The 18,118-nt window shown below is 49.1% G+C and carries 11 protein-coding genes; all 11 read right to left on the bottom strand.

From position 1 onward, the window contains the following. Positions 1-13 precede the first annotated feature (13 nt). Positions 14-1,963 carry an FAD-dependent oxidoreductase gene (locus WS_RS02365; protein ID WP_011138417.1) on the bottom strand — a complete coding sequence of 650 codons (1,950 nt, stop codon included), beginning with the start codon at positions 1,961-1,963 and terminating at the stop codon, positions 14-16. After that, on the bottom strand, positions 1,960-2,193 hold the full coding sequence (locus tag WS_RS02360) for an NADH-ubiquinone oxidoreductase subunit E family protein (protein ID WP_011138416.1): 234 nt from the start codon (positions 2,191-2,193) through the stop codon (positions 1,960-1,962). The genes WS_RS02365 and WS_RS02360 overlap by 4 nt, the downstream gene beginning before the upstream one ends. Before the next feature lie 10 nt (positions 2,194-2,203). Further along, positions 2,204-3,430 carry an NADH dehydrogenase (quinone) subunit D gene (gene nuoD / locus WS_RS02355; RefSeq protein WP_011138415.1) on the bottom strand — a complete coding sequence of 409 codons (1,227 nt, stop codon included), beginning with the start codon at positions 3,428-3,430 and terminating at the stop codon, positions 2,204-2,206. A gap of 6 nt (positions 3,431-3,436) precedes the next feature. Continuing rightward, positions 3,437-4,237, bottom strand: a complete 801-nt coding sequence (locus WS_RS02350) for an NADH-quinone oxidoreductase subunit C (protein ID WP_011138414.1) — start codon at positions 4,235-4,237, stop codon at positions 3,437-3,439. Beyond that, positions 4,237-4,746: a NuoB/complex I 20 kDa subunit family protein gene (locus WS_RS02345; RefSeq protein ID WP_011138413.1), complete on the bottom strand. Its 510-nt coding sequence runs from the start codon at positions 4,744-4,746 to the stop codon at positions 4,237-4,239. The genes WS_RS02350 and WS_RS02345 overlap by 1 nt, the downstream gene beginning before the upstream one ends. Next, a complete protein-coding gene (locus WS_RS02340) occupies positions 4,728-5,117 on the bottom strand; it encodes an NAD(P)H-quinone oxidoreductase subunit 3 (RefSeq protein ID WP_011138412.1) in 390 nt (129 codons plus the stop codon). Before WS_RS02340 ends, WS_RS02345 begins: the two co-directional genes overlap by 19 nt. 204 nt (positions 5,118-5,321) lie before the next feature. Further along, a complete protein-coding gene (locus WS_RS02335) occupies positions 5,322-6,104 on the bottom strand; it encodes a histidinol-phosphatase (RefSeq protein WP_011138411.1) in 783 nt (260 codons plus the stop codon). A 103-nt stretch (positions 6,105-6,207) separates the two neighbouring features. Further along, positions 6,208-8,289: an elongation factor G gene (fusA, locus tag WS_RS02330; protein ID WP_011138410.1), complete on the bottom strand. Its 2,082-nt coding sequence runs from the start codon at positions 8,287-8,289 to the stop codon at positions 6,208-6,210. A 128-nt stretch (positions 8,290-8,417) separates the two neighbouring features. Continuing rightward, positions 8,418-8,885 carry a 30S ribosomal protein S7 gene (gene rpsG / locus WS_RS02325; protein ID WP_011138409.1) on the bottom strand — a complete coding sequence of 156 codons (468 nt, stop codon included), beginning with the start codon at positions 8,883-8,885 and terminating at the stop codon, positions 8,418-8,420. 38 nt (positions 8,886-8,923) lie between these two features. After that, a complete protein-coding gene (gene rpsL / locus WS_RS02320; protein ID WP_011138408.1) occupies positions 8,924-9,328 on the bottom strand; it encodes a 30S ribosomal protein S12 in 405 nt (134 codons plus the stop codon). Between the two features lie 98 nt (positions 9,329-9,426). Next, a complete protein-coding gene (locus WS_RS02315) occupies positions 9,427-18,078 on the bottom strand; it encodes a DNA-directed RNA polymerase subunit beta/beta' (RefSeq protein ID WP_011138407.1) in 8,652 nt (2,883 codons plus the stop codon). Positions 18,079-18,118: the final 40 nt, after the last annotated feature.

Here is an 18,118-nt window from a genome sequence, read left to right as displayed (position 1 = left end):
CCGATAACCCCTCTTAAAGCGCTACCATCGAGATATAGTAGCATCGCATACATCGTTCCGATTCGGCAAAAGCCTCCTGCATGGAGAGCCCCTGATTCACCTCTCTAAAATCCTCTCTGCGCTTCAAAGGCTCCTCTTTGTGCGATTCTTGGCGCACCAATCCCGCCAGCCAGCCCACCACAGGCATGGATCGGTCATAAACCCCCTCTTTTTTAAGCCAATCTTCCATCTCCTCCTCAGGAGTCAAAGTGATCTCTCCATCCTCCAAGAATCGACTCACCACGCTCGCCGCTCTCTTCCCCTGCCCTACGGCATTGACGATGGTCAAAGGCCCTTTTTCGCAATCCCCCGCAGCAAAAACCCCACGCAGAGTTGTAGAAAAATCCTTGCCATTGGTCTTGAAACTCCCCCATGAGGTACTCTCCAAATTCCACTCTTTAGGGATAAAGCTCCTGTCCACCTCTTGAGAGACCGCAGGGATAAGAAGATCGCACTCTAAAAAGAGAGGCTCTCGCTCGATTCGTCTCAGTGAGGGTTTGCGCGCGCCCTCCTCATAGACCACCTCATACTCCTCGACCAAGAGGGCTTTGATCTCTCCCCCGCAGCTCTTAATCTCCTGCACAGCGCACTGAAAGAGGAACTCCACCCCCTCTTCAAGCGCCTCGTGATACTCCTCTTTGGAGGTGTTTTGGATGAGTGTCGCCTCATCGCGGCGATAGAGCATCACGATCCGCTTTGCCCCCAATCGCACGGCACATCGCACTACATCCATCGAGGTGAATCCGCCCCCCACACACACCACGCTCTTTCCTCTCAAATCAGGCAGAGCGGCAAGATTGAACTTGGTGGCAAGATTGATCTGATCCAGCCAAGGAATCGCGGGAGCATATCCCCCTAGCGACTCCTCTTCGCCTTTGACTCCAAGCTTTTTGGAGATTCTCGCCCCTGTGGCCAAAATAATGGCGTCATACTTTTGGCGCATCTCATCCAACTCTTTGGCGCTCACGAAGTGATTCGTCCAAAAGCTCACGCCTAGGCTTTTGATCGCCTCAATATCATGGTAGTATCGATCTATGGGCATCCGATACTCAGGCACTCCCACGCTCACCTCGCCGCCAAGCACAGGAAGCGCCTCAAAAACATCGCTCATGATTCCCTCTAGCGCCAGATAGTAAGCGCTAGAGAGTCCCGCGGGTCCCGCCCCAATGATCGCCACCCTCTTGTCTTTGCGCCTAGGTTTTGGAGGATAGGGGTGGATAAATCCGCCATGACGCTCCTTCTCATAATCCGCCCCCAAGCGCTTGAGCTCCATAATGGAGATAGGCTCATCCAAATCGCCTCGCCGACAAGCACTCTCACAAGGATGAGGACAGACACGCCCGCACACTTGAGCTAGCGGCATACTCTTTCGCGTGGCAGCCAGAGAATCGCCCAAAAGATGATCTCGCACTCCCTCAATATAGGCAGGAATATCGACATGAGCGGGGCAGGCATCTATGCATGGAGCGGTGATCTTAGCGATATAGCGCTCCTTTTTGCTCCTCTCTTTTCTGGAGCGATTCCCTAGCGCCTCCACAAAAAGGGGTCGATAGGCTTCCAGCAAATCCAAAATAGGCAAGGGGGTCGTCTTGCCCACTTCGCATTTGCTCGTTGTCATCATCAGTTTTCCCACCTCTACAAGACGCTCCAAATCACTCTCTTCGCCTCTTCCTTGGTCAATCTTCTCCAACAGATCAAAGAGAATCTTCCCGCCAAACTTGCCTGGAGCGCATCTCCCGCAAGTCTCTGCAAAGCATTGATACTGTCTTGCATACTCTTTGGCTAGCGCAATCACATCCAAGGTCGGATCATAGATCATCACCCCCGCCCATCCAATAAAGGCGCGAACGGCGCGCCCTTCAATGAGATGAGGGGCGAGAAACTCTTGGTGACCCCGCCACGAGGAGAAGTGCGCTTGGCTCACGCGCTCTTCCTTTTGACCACAATCGTCCAATCCACCTCATTGAAGCGAAGGGAGTTGAGCAACTCATCTCCTCGCTCCAACACCCAATCCGCACTCTTTTGCACCGAAGAGAAATCGCCCACTTCAAAGAGAAAAATGGCCACTTCGCCCTCACTCACCTCTTGATCTAAAATCTCCCCCATCCGCGAGTAAAAGTCACCTCCAAGATGGCGTAAATCAAATCGTTTCATCTCGCCTGCCTTATCTATCAATTTCGCCAAAGACGATGTTGAGATTTCCGATGATCGTCACCACATCCGCTATGTAACCTCCAGGGAGCAGGTCTTGCAAAATCCCCGTGTGATAGAAGCTAGGAGCGCGAATCTTAAGACGATAGGGGTAGGGTTCGCCCTCGGAGCGGATGAAGAATCCAAGCTCTCCCTTGGGCGATTCGGTCGCACAGTAAACCTCGCCCACAGGCGGTCTCATCCCTTGAGTCACCAAAACAAAATGCTGCATGAGCGAGTAGTTTTGCGTCATGATCTGCTCTTTGGGTGCGGAGATATACTGGGGAGCATGCGCCATGATCTCGCTAGAGGTGCTAGGATACATCTCAATGAGCTGATGGAGAATCTTCACGGTCTGGCGCATCTCTTCCATGTAGAGTTTGTAGCGTCCATAGCTATCGCCGCTATCGCTCACAGGAATATCAAACTCCACCTCATCATAGAGCTCATAGGGCTGCTCTTTGCGCAAATCCCACTGGATTCCGCTTCCACGGAGCGCTACACCGCTACAACCCCAGCTTTTAGCCATCTCAGGGGTGATGATTCCCACATTCTCTAGTCGCATCTTCCAGATACGATTCTCGCTCAAAAGCCCCTCATAAAGGGCGATATTTTCGGGCATTTTTTCCAAGAAACTCTTAAGCTTCTCCAGCCATCCCGCAGGCAAATCCAAAGGCACGCCTCCGATTCGGATGCTGGAGTGGGTGAGTCTCGCCCCACAATAATCCTCCATCAAATCCATTGCAAATTCGCGCTCCCTAAAGCAATAGAGGAAGATACTCATCGCCCCCACATCTAGTGCGTGAGTGGCCAGCCAAAAGAGGTGAGAGATGATGCGGTTGAGCTCCACGATCATCATGCGAATCACTTTGGCGCGGCGAGGAACTTCGATCCCTAGAAGCTTCTCCACGGTGAGCGCAAAGGCGTGGTTGTTGGAGCTAGCGGCGATATAATCCATGCGATCCGTGGTGGGGATGAACTCATTATAAATCATGTTCTCGCCCATCTTCTCCATCCCGCGATGGAGATAGCCCACATCAGGCACGGCGCGCGTCACCTTCTCTCCCTCTAGCTCTAGGATGAGCCTGAGCTGCCCGTGAGCAGAGGGGTGCTGAGGACCGAAGTTGATAACCATCTGATTGTCGTGTCGTTCAAAGACGAGATTCTCATAAAAGGGTTGAAGTCGATTGGGAATCTGCATGGTCTATCACTTCCTCTCTTGGAGCTGTTTGGAGTTTTCAGGCGTGAGCTTCTCAACAATCACGACACCACCCTCCTCCTGATAGCGAATCGGGGTCTCCTTTTCGCCTAGGCTAATATCTTCACCATAGGGCACCTCATGACCCATTCGAGCGAATCGGGTGGTGTCGTAGCGATCGATTCTCGCAGCATCTCGATTCTCTGGGCCGACCACCTCTCGATACTCTTTGCCAAAAATCTTATCCACCTCATACCACTGCGCCGCTTCATCTCCGTGCAAAGGATAGCTCTTGCGCAAGGGATAGCCGCTCCAATCATCGGGCATCAAGATTCGCTTGAGATAGGGGTGGTGAAGGAGCCTGATTCCAAACATATCATACATCTCTCGCTCACTCCAATCCGCCGATCGGAAGAGGTCATTTGCTGATTCTAACTCCATCCCTTCGGGCAAAAAGAGCTTCAAGCGCATACGGTGGTGTTTTTCCATAGAGAGGAGCTGATAGAAAACCTCAAAGCCATGTCGCGTCTCTAGATAGTCAATCGCGCTCATCTCTGAGAGAATCTCATAACCCATCCTCTTTAGAGCGGCTAGGGCTTTTTTGTTCTCCTTGGGCTCAACATAAGCGACCCAATCCCCTCGCTCTACATAGCTCTCTAGCACTTTCACCTCTTGGCTTAGAAGCTCCAACTCCTTGGCAAACTCAGGAAAAGCCTCTAGTGATTCTTTGGGGAGAGAGGGCTTCTCATGGAATCGATCGCTGTAATAGACCTTTTTTTGCGCATTGGCCTGCGGCTTATACTGTCTCATCACACGAGCCTTTTAGGAGGGAGTTTTCGAGAGGCCTTCTCTCGTCTAATCTTTTGCTGAAGCACCATCACGGCGTATTGAAGCGTCTCAGGTCTAGGGGCGCAGCCGGGAAGATAGACATCCACAGGGATGATTCGATCGCACCCTTGCACGGTGGCATAGGTGTTGAACATTCCGCCTGTATTGGCGCAACTTCCCATTGAGATGACCCATTTAGGCTCGCTCATCTGATCATAGAGGCGCCGAATAAACTCCGCGTGCTTTTTGGTGAGAGTGCCCGCGACAATCATCACATCCGCCTGCCTAGGACTTGCGCGGAAAATCGTCCCAAAGCGGTCAAAATCATATCGCCCCGCTCCACTGGCCATCATCTCAATCGCACAACAGGCCAAGCCATAGGTGAGTGCCCATAAAGAGTTGCTCCGCCCCCAATTCACCAAGTGATCGACCGTGGTCAAAACCACGGGCAATCCCCCACTTTTTAGATAATTCACTTCATGCTGTGCCACTCAAGCGCTCCTTTTTTCCATGCATAGACAAAACCTATGGAGAGGAGTAGTATAAAGAGTACCATCTCCACCATACCGAAGATTCCCAACACCTTGAAATCAACCGCCCAAGGGAACATAAAGAGAATCTCTACATCAAACAGGATGAAAAGAAGCGCCATCAAGTAGAACTGCGCCGAGATTCGGTTGGGCTGTTTGTTTGGCAGGGGACCGCACTCATAGGGGGCGAGCTTGAGCTTTTGCGTCTCTTTACGCGCGAGGACTCCACCCACCAATCGCGCGAGGTAGGTGGTCGCGAAAAAGGCTACGAAGGTGAAGAGGAAGATAAAAAAGACCCCAAAATAGGGGTGGTCAAAATCCATGTGGGTCATGCTTTGGGCTCCTTGAACACTTCTTTAAATAGGGAAATTAGCAGAATTATCCCCAAGCAACCTAAAAAGGCTATAAAAAATTATTTATTTCTAAAATGGCGGAACTAATTTAGGGGTTAAGTATAAAGTAGAGTCGTTGAAAGCTCGGTAATAGCGGAAGAATTTCTCTTCCACGGGGAAGGGTTGTTACGATTAGTAAATCGATTATGGAATCTTTAAGCTCTCTTTCTCTCGATGAGTGAAGATAGTATAGTGAGTGTAACCCGCCTGTTTTGCGAGATTTTCAAGCCTAACTCGTTCAAAGCCTACATGCTCAGGGGCATGAGAATCGCTACTAAAAGTAATAGGAATCTCTAAAGCTCCCGCCATTTGGAGAATCGATTCGCCTGGGTAGGGTTCAGCGACCTTTTTTCTTAGCCCTGAAGCATTCAGCTCAATCACCATTCCCGCGCGCTTGATCGCCCGCAAGGCCTGCTCGATCTCAGAACGTAAATCCTCGGTGGGACGAAAACCAAAAACCTTCATGAGGTCAAAGTGCCCCACAATGTCAAAGTGTCCGCTTTGAGCCATCGCCACAATCCCCTCTAGATAGCGCCTCCAACTCTCGTTAATATCGCGCTTGGCGTACTCCGCCAAAAAGGCGGGATTGTCAAAGCCCCAATCGCCCAAAAAATGAATGGAACCAATGAGATAATCCCCCTCAAATTGGAGCACCTCCTCCTCCATAAAACCGGGGAGATAGTCCACTTCAAGCCCTAGTTTGATATCACAAAGCCCCACATAGCGCTCCTTGAGTTCCAACACATCGCGTTTGTAGCTCTCTAGCTCGGCTAAAGCCATGCGATTCTCCTCATCAAACGCCATGGGTGCATGGCAAGCGAATCCAAATCCCTCCAGCCCCTGCTCAATCGCCTTTTGAACATACTCATCCATAGAGCCCACCGCGTGATTACAACGCCAAGTGTGATTGTGAAGGTCGTAGCGCATCCAAAGCTCCTAAAGAGGAATCAAAAACAGGCAATCTTATAACAAAGAGGATTAAGGAGGAGATAAAGAGCAGAGAGGAAGAGAGGGGAAAGGAGAAGGGGAATTAACCCTTTCTCTTTTCGATGATCTCTTTGGAGATATTTCCAGGGACTTCGCCATAGTGGCTGAACTCCATGGTATAAGTTCCACGCCCTTGGGTCGCGGATCGGAGGTCGGTAGAGTAGCCAAACATCTCAGCCAAAGGAACAAATGCATTGATCACTTTGATTCCTGAGCGATCGCCCATGGAGTTGATTTGGCCTCGTCTTCGGTTAAGGTCACCAATGACATCCCCCATGTAATCCTCAGGCACTTCCACTTCGACCTTCATGATGGGCTCAAGAAGAACAGGACTTGCCTCTCTGGCGGCATCTTTGAACGCCATTGAGCCCGCAATTTTAAACGCCATCTCAGAAGAGTCAACATCGTGGTAGCTACCATCATAAAGAGTGACCTTGAAATCCACGACGGGATAGCCAGCCAAAACCCCTGACTGCATCGCCTCTTTGATACCCTTGTCAACAGCAGGAATATACTCCTTGGGAATCACGCCCCCACTAATATCATTGACAAACTCATAGCCCTTGCCCGCCTCTTGAGGCTCAAGCTTGATAAAGACGTGACCATACTGACCGCGGCCTCCAGACTGCTTGGCGTATTTGCACTCTTTGTTGACCGCTTTACGAACCGTTTCTCGGAAGGCAACTTGAGGTTGTCCCACTTCCGCTTCCACTTTAAACTCTCGCTTCATACGATCAACGATGATTTCAAGGTGAAGCTCGCCCATTCCTGAAATGATGGTCTGGCCTGTCTCTTCATCTGAATTGACGCGGAAGCTTGGATCCTCTTCGGCTAGCTTATTGAGTGCAATACCCATCTTCTCTTGGTCGGCCTTGGTTTTAGGCTCAACGGCAATAGAGATAACAGGCTCAGGGAACTCCATTCGCTCCAAGATCACGGGCTCTTTTTCAGAGCAGAGGGTATCGCCCGTGAGTGTCTCTTTGAGTCCAACAAAGGCACAAATCTCGCCCGCGTAGATCTCTTTGATATCCTCTCGCTTGTTGGCGTGCATTTTGAGCAATCGGCCTACGCGCTCTTTTTTCCCCTTGGTGGAGTTATAGACATAACTACCGCTCTCAAGGCTTCCGCGATAAACACGAACGAAAGTGAGCTGGCCCACGAAAGGATCGGTCATGATTTTAAAGGCCAAACCAGCGAATTCACCCTCATCAGAAGATTGAACGCTGATCTCTTTGGTCTCATCCTTGGCATCCACGCCATGAATATCAGCCACTTCAGTGGGCGCAGGAAGATAATCAATGACTGCATCAAGTAGAGTTTGCACCCCCTTGTTTTTGAAAGAAGATCCGCAAAGCATAGGAATGATGGCCATCGCGTGGCAACCGATCTTGAGGCCTCTTTTGATCTCTTCTGTGGTGAGCTCCTCGCCATTGAGATATTTTTCCATCAAAGCCTCATCTTGCTCTGCAGCCGCTTCGATCATCTTTTCTCGATACTCGTTTGCCTTTTCAACCAAATCCGCAGGAATCTCTTCGATGTCATACTTTGCGCCCATGGTTTCGTCATTCCAGATAAGGGCTTTCATCTGCAGAAGGTCAATCACACCCTTAAAAGTATCCTCTGCTCCAACAGGAATCACTACAGGGACGGGTCGTGCTTTAAGTCGATCACTAATTTGGCTCTCTACGTTGTAAAAGTTGGCACCGATTCGGTCCATCTTGTTAACAAAAACCATTCGAGGAACGCCATATTTGTTAGCTTGTCGCCATACAGTCTCACTCTGGGGCTGAACACCGCCCACGGAGCAGAAAACCGCTACAGCTCCATCAAGGACCCTCATGGATCGCTCAACTTCAATTGTAAAGTCAACGTGTCCAGGGGTGTCGATGATGTTCACTTGATAATCTTTCCAGAAGCAGGTGGTCGCCGCTGAAGTGATCGTGATTCCTCGCTCCTTCTCTTGCTCCATCCAATCCATGGTCGCAGCACCATCATGAACCTCTCCGACCTTGTGACTGACGCCCGTGTAGAAGAGAATTCTCTCGGTAGTGGTGGTTTTTCCCGCGTCAATGTGAGCGGCGATACCAATGTTTCGTATACGATTTAGGGGTATTTTTCTAGCCATGCAGTTATCCTCTAGTAGAATTTAAGTGAATTGTCTCAAAAAAGTGGTGGAGAAATGGGGTAAAGGGCGTGGAATGGCGACAGAGAGAAGCGCCGTGATAGTCGTCTAAGCTTCTCCCTGTCATGCTCTTACCATCGATAGTGTGCGAACGCTTTGTTGGCTTCAGCCATCTTGTGGACATCCTCTTTCTTCTTGAAAGCTGAACCTCGATCATTGGCTGCATCGATAAGCTCATTCGCCAATCGATCCACCATGGTTCGCTCGTTTCGCTTTCTAGCCGCCTCAAGCAACCATCGAATAGAGAGAGATTGCTGTCGTGTCGCGCGAACTTCTACGGGCACCTGATAGGTTGCTCCGCCCACTCGTCGGCTTCGGACTTCCACCATAGGTCGAACACGCTCAAGGGCTTTTTCGAATACTTCGATTCCCTTCTCCTTGGTCTTCTCTTCGATTCGGTCAAAAGTAGCATAGATGATCTTTTCAGCCACGCTCTTCTTGCCATCATACATCATTTTGTTCACAAATTTAGTGACTACTTTGTTTCCGTAGATGGGGTCGCCTAGAACCTCTCTAACGGGGGCTTTTCTTCTTCTCATAGAACTATTCCTTCGTCAAATGAATTTATTTTTCAGATCTACTTTTTCTTGCCTGTAGTGGGAGCCGCGCCTGCTTTACCCTTTTTGGCACCATACTTACTTCTAGATACATTTCGTTTTTGAACCCCTGCAGTATCAAGAGCCCCTCGGATAATGTGATACTTCACACCAGGTAAGTCTTTGACCCTTCCGCCTCGAATAAGAACAATGGAGTGCTCTTGGAGGTTGTGGCCTTCACCAGGGATATAACTAATGACTTCAAAACCACTAGTGAGTCGAACTTTGGCTACTTTTCGAAGAGCCGAGTTAGGCTTTTTAGGGGTGGTGGTATAGACACGAGTACAAACTCCTCGTCTTTGGGGGCAGTTAACCAAAGCGGGAGATTTGGATTTTTTAATCGCTTTCTTTCTCTCTTTTCTAATGAGCTGGTTAATGGTTGGCACTTTAGTTTCCTTCTCGAAATTTCATAAAATTATTTATCGACAAAATGAAGCGGATTCTACTTAAAAAAAACTTGCATTTGTCTTAACTGAAGGGTTTCTTAAGCCCCTTCAGTTTTCTCTTTGATGCGAATCTTTTTATTTTTGTAGATTCCTGTTCCTACGGGGATCATTCGACCTAAAACAACGTTCTCTTTAAGGTCTTCAAGGAAGTCGATCTTTGCCGCGATACTCGCCTCAGTCAAGACCTTGGTGGTCTCTTGGAAAGAGGCCGCAGAGATGATACTATCGCTTCCAATTGCCGCTCGAGTGATTCCTAAAAGGACAGGCTCAGCAATCGCTGGCTCGCCTCCTAGGCGAATCGTTCGCTCATTCTCCTCTTTGAAGTGTCGCTTGCTCACGAGATCGCCCTCGATGAACTTGGTGTTACCACTGTCAACGATTCGCACTTGTCGCAACATCTGAGAAACGATGATCTCAATATGCTTGTCAGCGATATTGACCCCCTGTCGGCGATAGACTTGCTGAACTTCGCTAACAATATATTTGTGAAGCTCTTTTTCGCCTGAGATTCTCAAGATATCGTGGCTAGAGACGATTCCATCCGTGATAGACTCACCCGCGTGAACAAACTCTCCGTGGTGCACCAAGATATGCTTGCTCTTATCTACGGCATACTCAGTCGTACGACCATCATCAGCCGTAATAATAATTCGCTCTTTGCCTCGGATGGGTTTGCCAAAGCTCACCACTCCATCAATCTCTGCAAGCACCGCAGGGTCTTTGGGTTTTCTAGCTTCAAAGAGCTCAGAAACCCTAGGAAGACCTCCTGTAATATCTTTGGATTTGGCCAAAGCTTTAGGTGTTTTAGCCAAAACATCGGCTACCTCGACCTCAGCGCCATCTCCAACGAAAATCGCTGTCTTAGAATCAAGCGCGTATCGAATGAGATTACCCGCCGCAGAAGCGACTACAATCGTAGGCTTGAATGAGGTGGGAAGATACTCATTCACCACCAATCGACTTTGGCCTGTAAGCTCATCCACCTGCTCGGTCACCGTGACGCCTGGAATGATGTCCTCATATTTCACCACCCCTGCCTCTTCGGCAATGATAGGGTTAGAGTAAGGATCCCAATCCGCAATCACAATCTGCTCACTGGAGGCAGGGCTAGCCACCAAAGAATCAGGCTTCACCTCCGCACCATCGGCAAGCTCAATGATAGAGCCGCGCGCAATATAGTGCCTGATGGCTTCTCGATCATTCGTATCGGCAATGACTGCAAAGATTCCCTTCTCGGTCACCTTTTCACCCTTGGTGATCTCTTTGTATCGCTCTAGGTGGTCGCCTTTGAGTCGATAATACTTCACAATTCCCTTCTCCTTGGAGAAGATCTTTTGGGTAATAGGAGCGTTGTCTTCGACCTTTAGCTCGCTTGCATAAGGGATTCGGTTAGGAATATTCCATCCATCTTTAATAATCTCCACGATACTGCCGTCTTCTCGGACTTTGGTTCCACTTCCATAGGGGATGTAGAACTTGCCTTCGATCTTGCCCGTAACTCCCGCGAGCTCATTGGGCTTGGCAACATCGCTCTTTCGGAGAGAGTAGCGCACGGTCTCGCTTTTACCAATAACACTAATCACCATCTCTTCGTGAGCGGTATCAACACGCAACTCACCCTCAAAAGGCGCTTTGATTTTGGGCTCGACCAGCAAAACGGCTGCGTTTCTTCGGTTGGCAACCACAGTCTTGCCCTCTTTGTTTTTGTAGGTTTTGATATTGTAGTAGCGAATGAAACCTTCTTTCTCTACAACCACCTGACGCTCTTCTTGTGACCTTGAAGCGGTTCCACCAATGTGGAATGTTCGGAGCGTGAGCTGAGTTCCGGGCTCACCGATGGACTGAGCAGCAACAACCCCAACGGCCTCGCCAGGGTTGGTCACTTTGCCCTCACCCAAGTTCAGACCGTAGCACTTACTGCAAACGCCTTTCTCTGCCTTGCAAGTCACAGGCGTACGGATGATAACCGCCTTCACGCCGGCCTCTTTGATCTTTTTGGCCATCTCTTCATCAATGAGACTGCCCTCGCTCACGAGAATCTCGTTGGTGATAGGATCAATCACATCCTCTGCCACCACTCGTCCAAAAATTCTCTCTTCTAGGGGCTCAATCAATTCACTACCAATGGCAATATCAGTGATTTCGACCCCTTCGTGAGTGCCGCAATCTTCCATGACAATCTTCACGTTTTGCGAAACATCGATCAGTTTACGAGTCAAGTAACCAGCGTTTGCGGTTTTAAGCGCGGTATCGGCTAGACCTTTTCTCGCTCCGTGCGTGGAGATAAAGTATTCAAGAACATTCAAGCCCTCTTTAAAGTTAGAGATAATAGGCGTCTCGATGATCGTTCCATCAGGCTTAGCCATCAAACCTCTCATGGCGGAGAGCTGTCGAATCTGTGCTGCACTACCTCGCGCTCCAGAGTCTGCCATCATATAGATAGAGTTGAAGCCACCCTTATCCGCTTGGACTAGCTTCATCATCTCGCTTCCAAGACCGTTGTTGGTGTCTGTCCAAACGTCAATGATCTTGTTATATCGCTCTTGCTCCGTCAATAGACCCGCGCCAAATTGAGCCTGAATCTCTTTCACCTTCTTCTTGGCTGCCTCAACCGTTTTTCGCTTGATATCAGGCACCCTAATATCATCGCTGGAGATTGAGATTCCCGCGGTGGTCGCATACTTAAAGCCCAAATCTTTGAGGTTATCAAGGAATCTAGCTGTGATTCCAAGACCGCCCTCTTTGTAGACGTGATCAATCAATGCTGCAATGTCTTTTTTCTTTAAGACTTTGTTCCAGAGGCTCACAGGCACAAAATCAGGCAGAATCGACTTGATGATCATTCGTCCCACCGTAGTGTAGAGAGGACGACGATCCACAATGGTGCGAATCTTGGTGTTGATTTCCACCGCGTCTGCATCCAATGCAATCATGATCTCATCCACATTGCTAAAGAGTTTGTGCTCACCCCTTGAGCCTTCTTTGGCCAATGAGAGGTAATAGAGACCCAAAACCATATCCTGTGATGGAACGGTGACCGCCTTACCGCTGGCAGGCAAAAGGATGTTCATAGAGCTTAACATCAACAGCTTGCACTCTGTGATCGCCTCTTGAGAGAGAGGGACGTGAACCGCCATCTGATCGCCATCAAAGTCCGCGTTGAAAGCGGAGCAGACAAGCGGATGAAGCTGAATCGCTTTTCCATCAATAAGCTTAGGATGGAACGCCTGAATCGACTGCTTGTGAAGCGTTGGTGCACGGTTAAGCATAATAGGATAACCCTCAACAATCTCCTGCAAGCACTCCCAGACCTCATTAGTCTTCTGCTCAATCATCTTCTTGGCCTGCTTGAGAGTTGTGGCGTAGCCCTTCTCCTCAAGTTTCGCCAAAATATGGGGCTTGAAAAGCTCTAGCGCCATCCCCTTAGGAAGACCGCACTGATCCATTCGCAAGTTGGGTCCCACAACGATAACACTTCGTCCAGAGAAGTCCACCCGCTTACCCAAAAGGTTTTGTCGGAATCGACCTTGCTTCCCTTTGATGATCTCAGAGAGCGATTTGAGAGGTCGCTTATTCGCGCCTTTGACCGCATTGGCGTTTCGGCCGTTGTCAAAGAGTGCATCCACTGCCTCTTGAAGCATTCGCTTTTCGTTTCGGATAATAATCTCTGGCGCATCTAGCTCCATGAGTCGCTTGAGTCGCTGGTTTCGGTTAATGACGCGGCGATAGAGGTCATTCACATCACTCACCGCAAATTTTCCACCATCTAGCGCCACAAGAGGTCGCAAATCAGGAGGAAGGACAGGAAGAACGGTTAGCATCATCCACTCAGGTCGGTTGCCTGAGTTAATGAAGCTCTCAACCACTTTCAAGCGCTTAATGATGGTCTTCTTCTTGGCTTCAGAGTTGGTCGCTTTGATCTCTTCTCTAAGGGTGTGCAGTAGCTCCACTAAATCAATTTGAGCAAGAAGCTCTTTGACCGCCTCGCCCCCCATTTGAGCGACGAATCCTGTGTGTTCAAATCGCTGATTGAGGCTCTGATACTGCTCTTCATTGAGCACATCATACTTCGCTACAGGCTTGGTTCCTTCGTTATCATAGAAGGCCTCTCCAGGAGTTTTGACGATGTAGGCTTCATAGTAAAGCACACGCTCAAGGTCTTTCATCTTCACGCCCAAAAGCGTTCCGATTCGACTAGGAAGCGAGTTGACATACCAAATATGAGCCACAGGCGTGACAAGCTCAATATGACCCATGCGTGAACGGCGCACCTTGGAAGAGGTGACTTCAACTCCACACTTTTCGCACACAACGCCTTTATAGCGCATCTTTTTATACTTACCGCAAAGGCACTCATAATCCCTCACTGGACCAAAAATCTTGGCGCAGAAGAGTCCATCGCGCTCAGGCTTGAGCGTTCGATAGTTGATGGTTTCAGGTTTTTTAACCTCACCATTGCTCCAGCTCATGATCTTATCGGGACTAGCGAGCATTAACTGGAAGGCGTTGAAGTCAGAGGGTCGATCGTCTTCTTTGATGGGCATAGGAACAAAAGAATCCTCTTCGGTCTCGCCATAGACGGTGACATCCAACGCCAAAGATTGAAGCTCTTTGGTGAGAACATAGAAGGTCTCAGGAATCTCTGATTCTTTGACGGGTTCACCGCGAGTGATGGCTTTGTAAGCCTTCACGCGACCTTCGACATCATCGGATTTGACTGTGAGCATCTCTTTGAGGGTGTGCGCTGCTCCATAGGCCTCAAGCGCCCAAACCTCCATCTCTCCAAATCGCTGGCCTCCAAAAAGCGCCTTACCGCCCACAGGCTGTTGCGTAACGAGCGAGTAGGGTCCTGTGCTTCGCGCGTGGACTTTCTCATCGACCAAGTGGTGGAGTTTGAGCATATACATATAGCCAACATTGACGCGCTCTTTCATCTTCGCACCAGTCTTGCCATCATAAAGCTCAGTCTTGCCATCCGTATCGATTCTAGCGAGCTCAAAGAGTTTTGTAAACTCCTCTTCATTCACCCCTTCAAAGACAGGAGTAGCAAATTTCACGCCTCTTCTCCAGTCGCGGGCATAGGAGAGAAGCGCCTCATCACTCAAAGAGGAGACAAACTCGTCCACGCCAGTCATTTTAGAGACTTGGGCGATTTCGATGATTTTGGCTCTGAGGGCACCCATCCAATCTTTGGTCTGATTCTCGAACATCTCGTTGATCTGAGCACCAAGCTTTTTGCCCACCAATCCCAAGTGCACTTCTAGAATCTGACCAATGTTCATCCTCGAAGGAACCCCTAGAGGGTTAAGAACGATCTCGACAGGCTCGCCATCTTTGGTGTAGGGCATATCAATCTCTCGGACGATATTAGAGACGATGCCTTTGTTACCGTGACGTCCCGCCATCTTGTCGCCCACTTTGAGTTTTCGCTTGGTGGCGACATAGATTTTGACCAATTTCACCACGCCGCTGGGCAAAATGTCATCTTTTTCAAGAACAGAGAGCTTCTCTTCATGCTCTTCACTAAGATTCTTCTTCTGCTCCAAAAAGTTACTCTTGAGCTGATCATAAGCCTCTTGAATCGACTTGGGGAAAGATTTCACAAGAGCGTTCATCGCGAATCGGTTGATTTTAGCCAAATCACCCTTCTCGATAAGTTCACCTTTTTTGTAGCTCTTCTCATTCACCACTACATCGCTTGCCAAAGGCTCTTTAGAGAGCATGGAGGTGAGTCGTAGCATCTCTTCACGATCCAACATCATGAGCTTGTCATGATGCTCAAGATCGAGTCTTGCTTTCTCCTCCTCATACGCTGCAATCGCTCTTTGATCCTTGTCGTAGCCTTTCTTGGTGAAAATCTTGACATCCACGACTGTTCCCTCTAGCGAAGGGGGGCAATAGAGGGATTTATTGACCACATGTCCCGCTTTTTCTCCAAAAATAGCTCTTAGGAGTCGCTCTTCAGGCGTGGGCTTCACCTCGCCTTTGGGAGAGACTTTACCCACTAGAATCATTCCTGCGTTGACAAAGGTTCCAATTTTGACGATTCCGCTCTCATCGAGGTGTGCTAGCTCCTCTTCGCGAACATTGGGAATATCACGAGTGATCTCCTCCACGCCATGCTTCAACTCTCGCGCCTCAATCTCTTTTTCGTAGATATGGATAGAGGTGAAGGTGTCTTCGCGAATGAGCTTCTCGCTCACCACAATCGCATCCTCGAAGTTATAACCATTCCAAGGCATGAACGCCACGCGGATATTTTTCCCAAGAGCTAGCTCGCCCTTGTCCATGTTAGGACCATCAGCGATCACCTGCCCTGCCTCAATCGTCTCGCCCTCATGGACAATAGGAGCTTGAGAGAAGCAAGTGTTTTGGTTGGTTCTTAGATTCTTTTGAAGGGAGTAGTGGTCGATATAGGCGCCGTTCTCATCTTCGCCCAAAATATAGATATTTTTCGCATCCACTTTTTCTACAATCCCGCCTCTTGTCGCCTTAATCGCCTCCCAAGAGTCGCGCGCCACGGTCTTCTCCATCCCTGTTCCAACCACAGGAGCATCAGGGTTAAGAAGAGGAACGGCTTGGCGTTGCATGTTCGAGCCCATAAGCGCTCGGTTCGCGTCATCATGCTCCAAGAAGGGAATGAGCGATGCTGCTACACCCACAACCATGCCGGGGCTAAGATCGATTAAATCGACTTTGGATTTTTCAGAAAGGACGATTTCGCCATCGATTCTCGTTTCGATCAAATCCTCTTTGATAGCGCCATCAGTCTCAAGCACTGTGCTCGCTGGAGCGATGACCAATCCCTCTTCTTGAGTCGCCGTCAAATAGACCACTTCATCCGTGACCTTTCCTTCGATGACTTTTTTATAGGGCGCTTCGATGAAGCCAAGATCGTTCACCTTGGAATAAGTGGAGAGAGTGTTGATTAGACCAATGTTTTGACCTTCAGGAGTCTCGATGGGGCAGATTCGACCATAGTGAGTAGGGTGAACATCCCGCACCTCAAAGCCTGCGCGCTCCTTGACTAACCCCCCCTCGCCTAGGGCTGAGAGTCGTCTTTTGTGGGTCACTTCAGAGAGAGGGTTGGTCTGATCCATGAATTGAGAGAGCTGACCGCCCGTGAAGAATTCCAAAATCGTGCTAGTGATCATTTTGGAGTTAACCAAATCATGAGGCATAAGCTCATCAAGATTACCGCTCATGGTGGTGAGCTTGTCTCGAATCGCTTTTTGCATCTTCACCAATCCCGTGTGAAGCTCATTGGCCAAAAGCTCGCCAATCGCTCTGATTCTTCGGTTTCCAAGGTGGTCTCGATCATCGATGTGACCCTGTCCATTTTTGACACGAATCAGATACTTGACGGTGCAGATAATATCCTCGTGGGTGAGCACGGTGACATAATCGGGCACTTCAATATCAAGCTTGTGATTCATTTTCATTCGACCCACGCGAGTCAAATCGTATCGCTCAGGGTCAAAGAAGAGCTGCTGAACGAAGCTTTTCGCTGCATCTTTGGTCACAGGTTCGCCTGGTCGCATCACCTTGTAGATTCGAATAGCGGCAAGGTCATTGTCATCATCGATCTTTTCGGTCTGCTTAAGGAGCTTAAGCGATTCATTATCGGCGACAAAAGAGTGGATAATAGAGGCATCCACGCCCTGAGCCAGGTCATTGGCAATGGTGAACTCTTTGATTCCTAGCTCGTGAATCTTCTTGAGCTTGCCCTCATCCAATTGAACGAGCGTGTCAAGAATCACCTCTCCGCTCTCTTTGTCTACGATAGGCTCTGCGAGGTGTCGATCCAATAGAATCTCTACGGGATATTCCACCCACTCTAGCCCTTGCTCTTTGAGAGTTTTAGCGCGCTTTTGCGTGAGTCGCTTGCCCGCACCGATAATGAGATTGCCTGAAGTGTCTCGAATATCAAACTCGATTCTTCCGATGAACTCTTCGGGGTTGAAAGGCATGAGGTATTTGCCCGCTTCCGCCTTCACTTTCATGAGGGGATAGAAGGTCTTAATCACATCTTGTTTGCTATACCCCAGAGCCCTAAAAAGAATCGTCACGGGCACTTTTCGGCGCTTGTTGATTCTCACATAGAGCGTGTCTTTAGCATCATACTCAAAATAGAGCCATGAGCCACGGTCAGGAATGATCTGACCTGTGTAAATGAGCTTGTTGGAAGAGGTAGCCGATTCTTCTTCTTTAAAGATAACACCAGGGCTTCGGTGAAGCTGGTTGACCACCACTCTCTCCACGCCATTAATAATAAATGAGGTGCGATCGGTCATCAAAGGAATCTCACGAACAAAAATGCTCTGCTCTTTAATATCCTTAACGCCTAGCTTCTCTCCTGTCTTTTCATCTTTCTCCCAAAGCACTAAACGGATCTTCACCTTCAAAGGAACAGAATAGGTCAAGCCTCTCTCCATCGCCTCCCTGACGGTGTATCGCGGTTTCCCGTATTCGCATCCCGCATACTCTAGTGTGATTCGATTTTGTGCGTCATGAATAGGGAAAATGGATCGAAAAACCTTCTCAATTCCACTCTCGCCGTTCTCAATGGGCATCAAAAAAGAGTCATAACTGTTTCGTTGAAGTTGGAGGAGGTTGGGGATAGCGATATTTTGAGGAATCTTAGTGAAATCAACCCGCAATCTATTACCTGATTTTAAAGTCGTTGGCATCGTGTATAACCTCGTAGTAGAATTTTGGAAGAATTATGAG

The organism is Wolinella succinogenes DSM 1740 (genome assembly GCF_000196135.1).
GTDB lineage: Bacteria > Campylobacterota > Campylobacteria > Campylobacterales > Helicobacteraceae > Wolinella > Wolinella succinogenes.
This window is presented reverse-complemented; position numbering and strand designations above follow the sequence as displayed.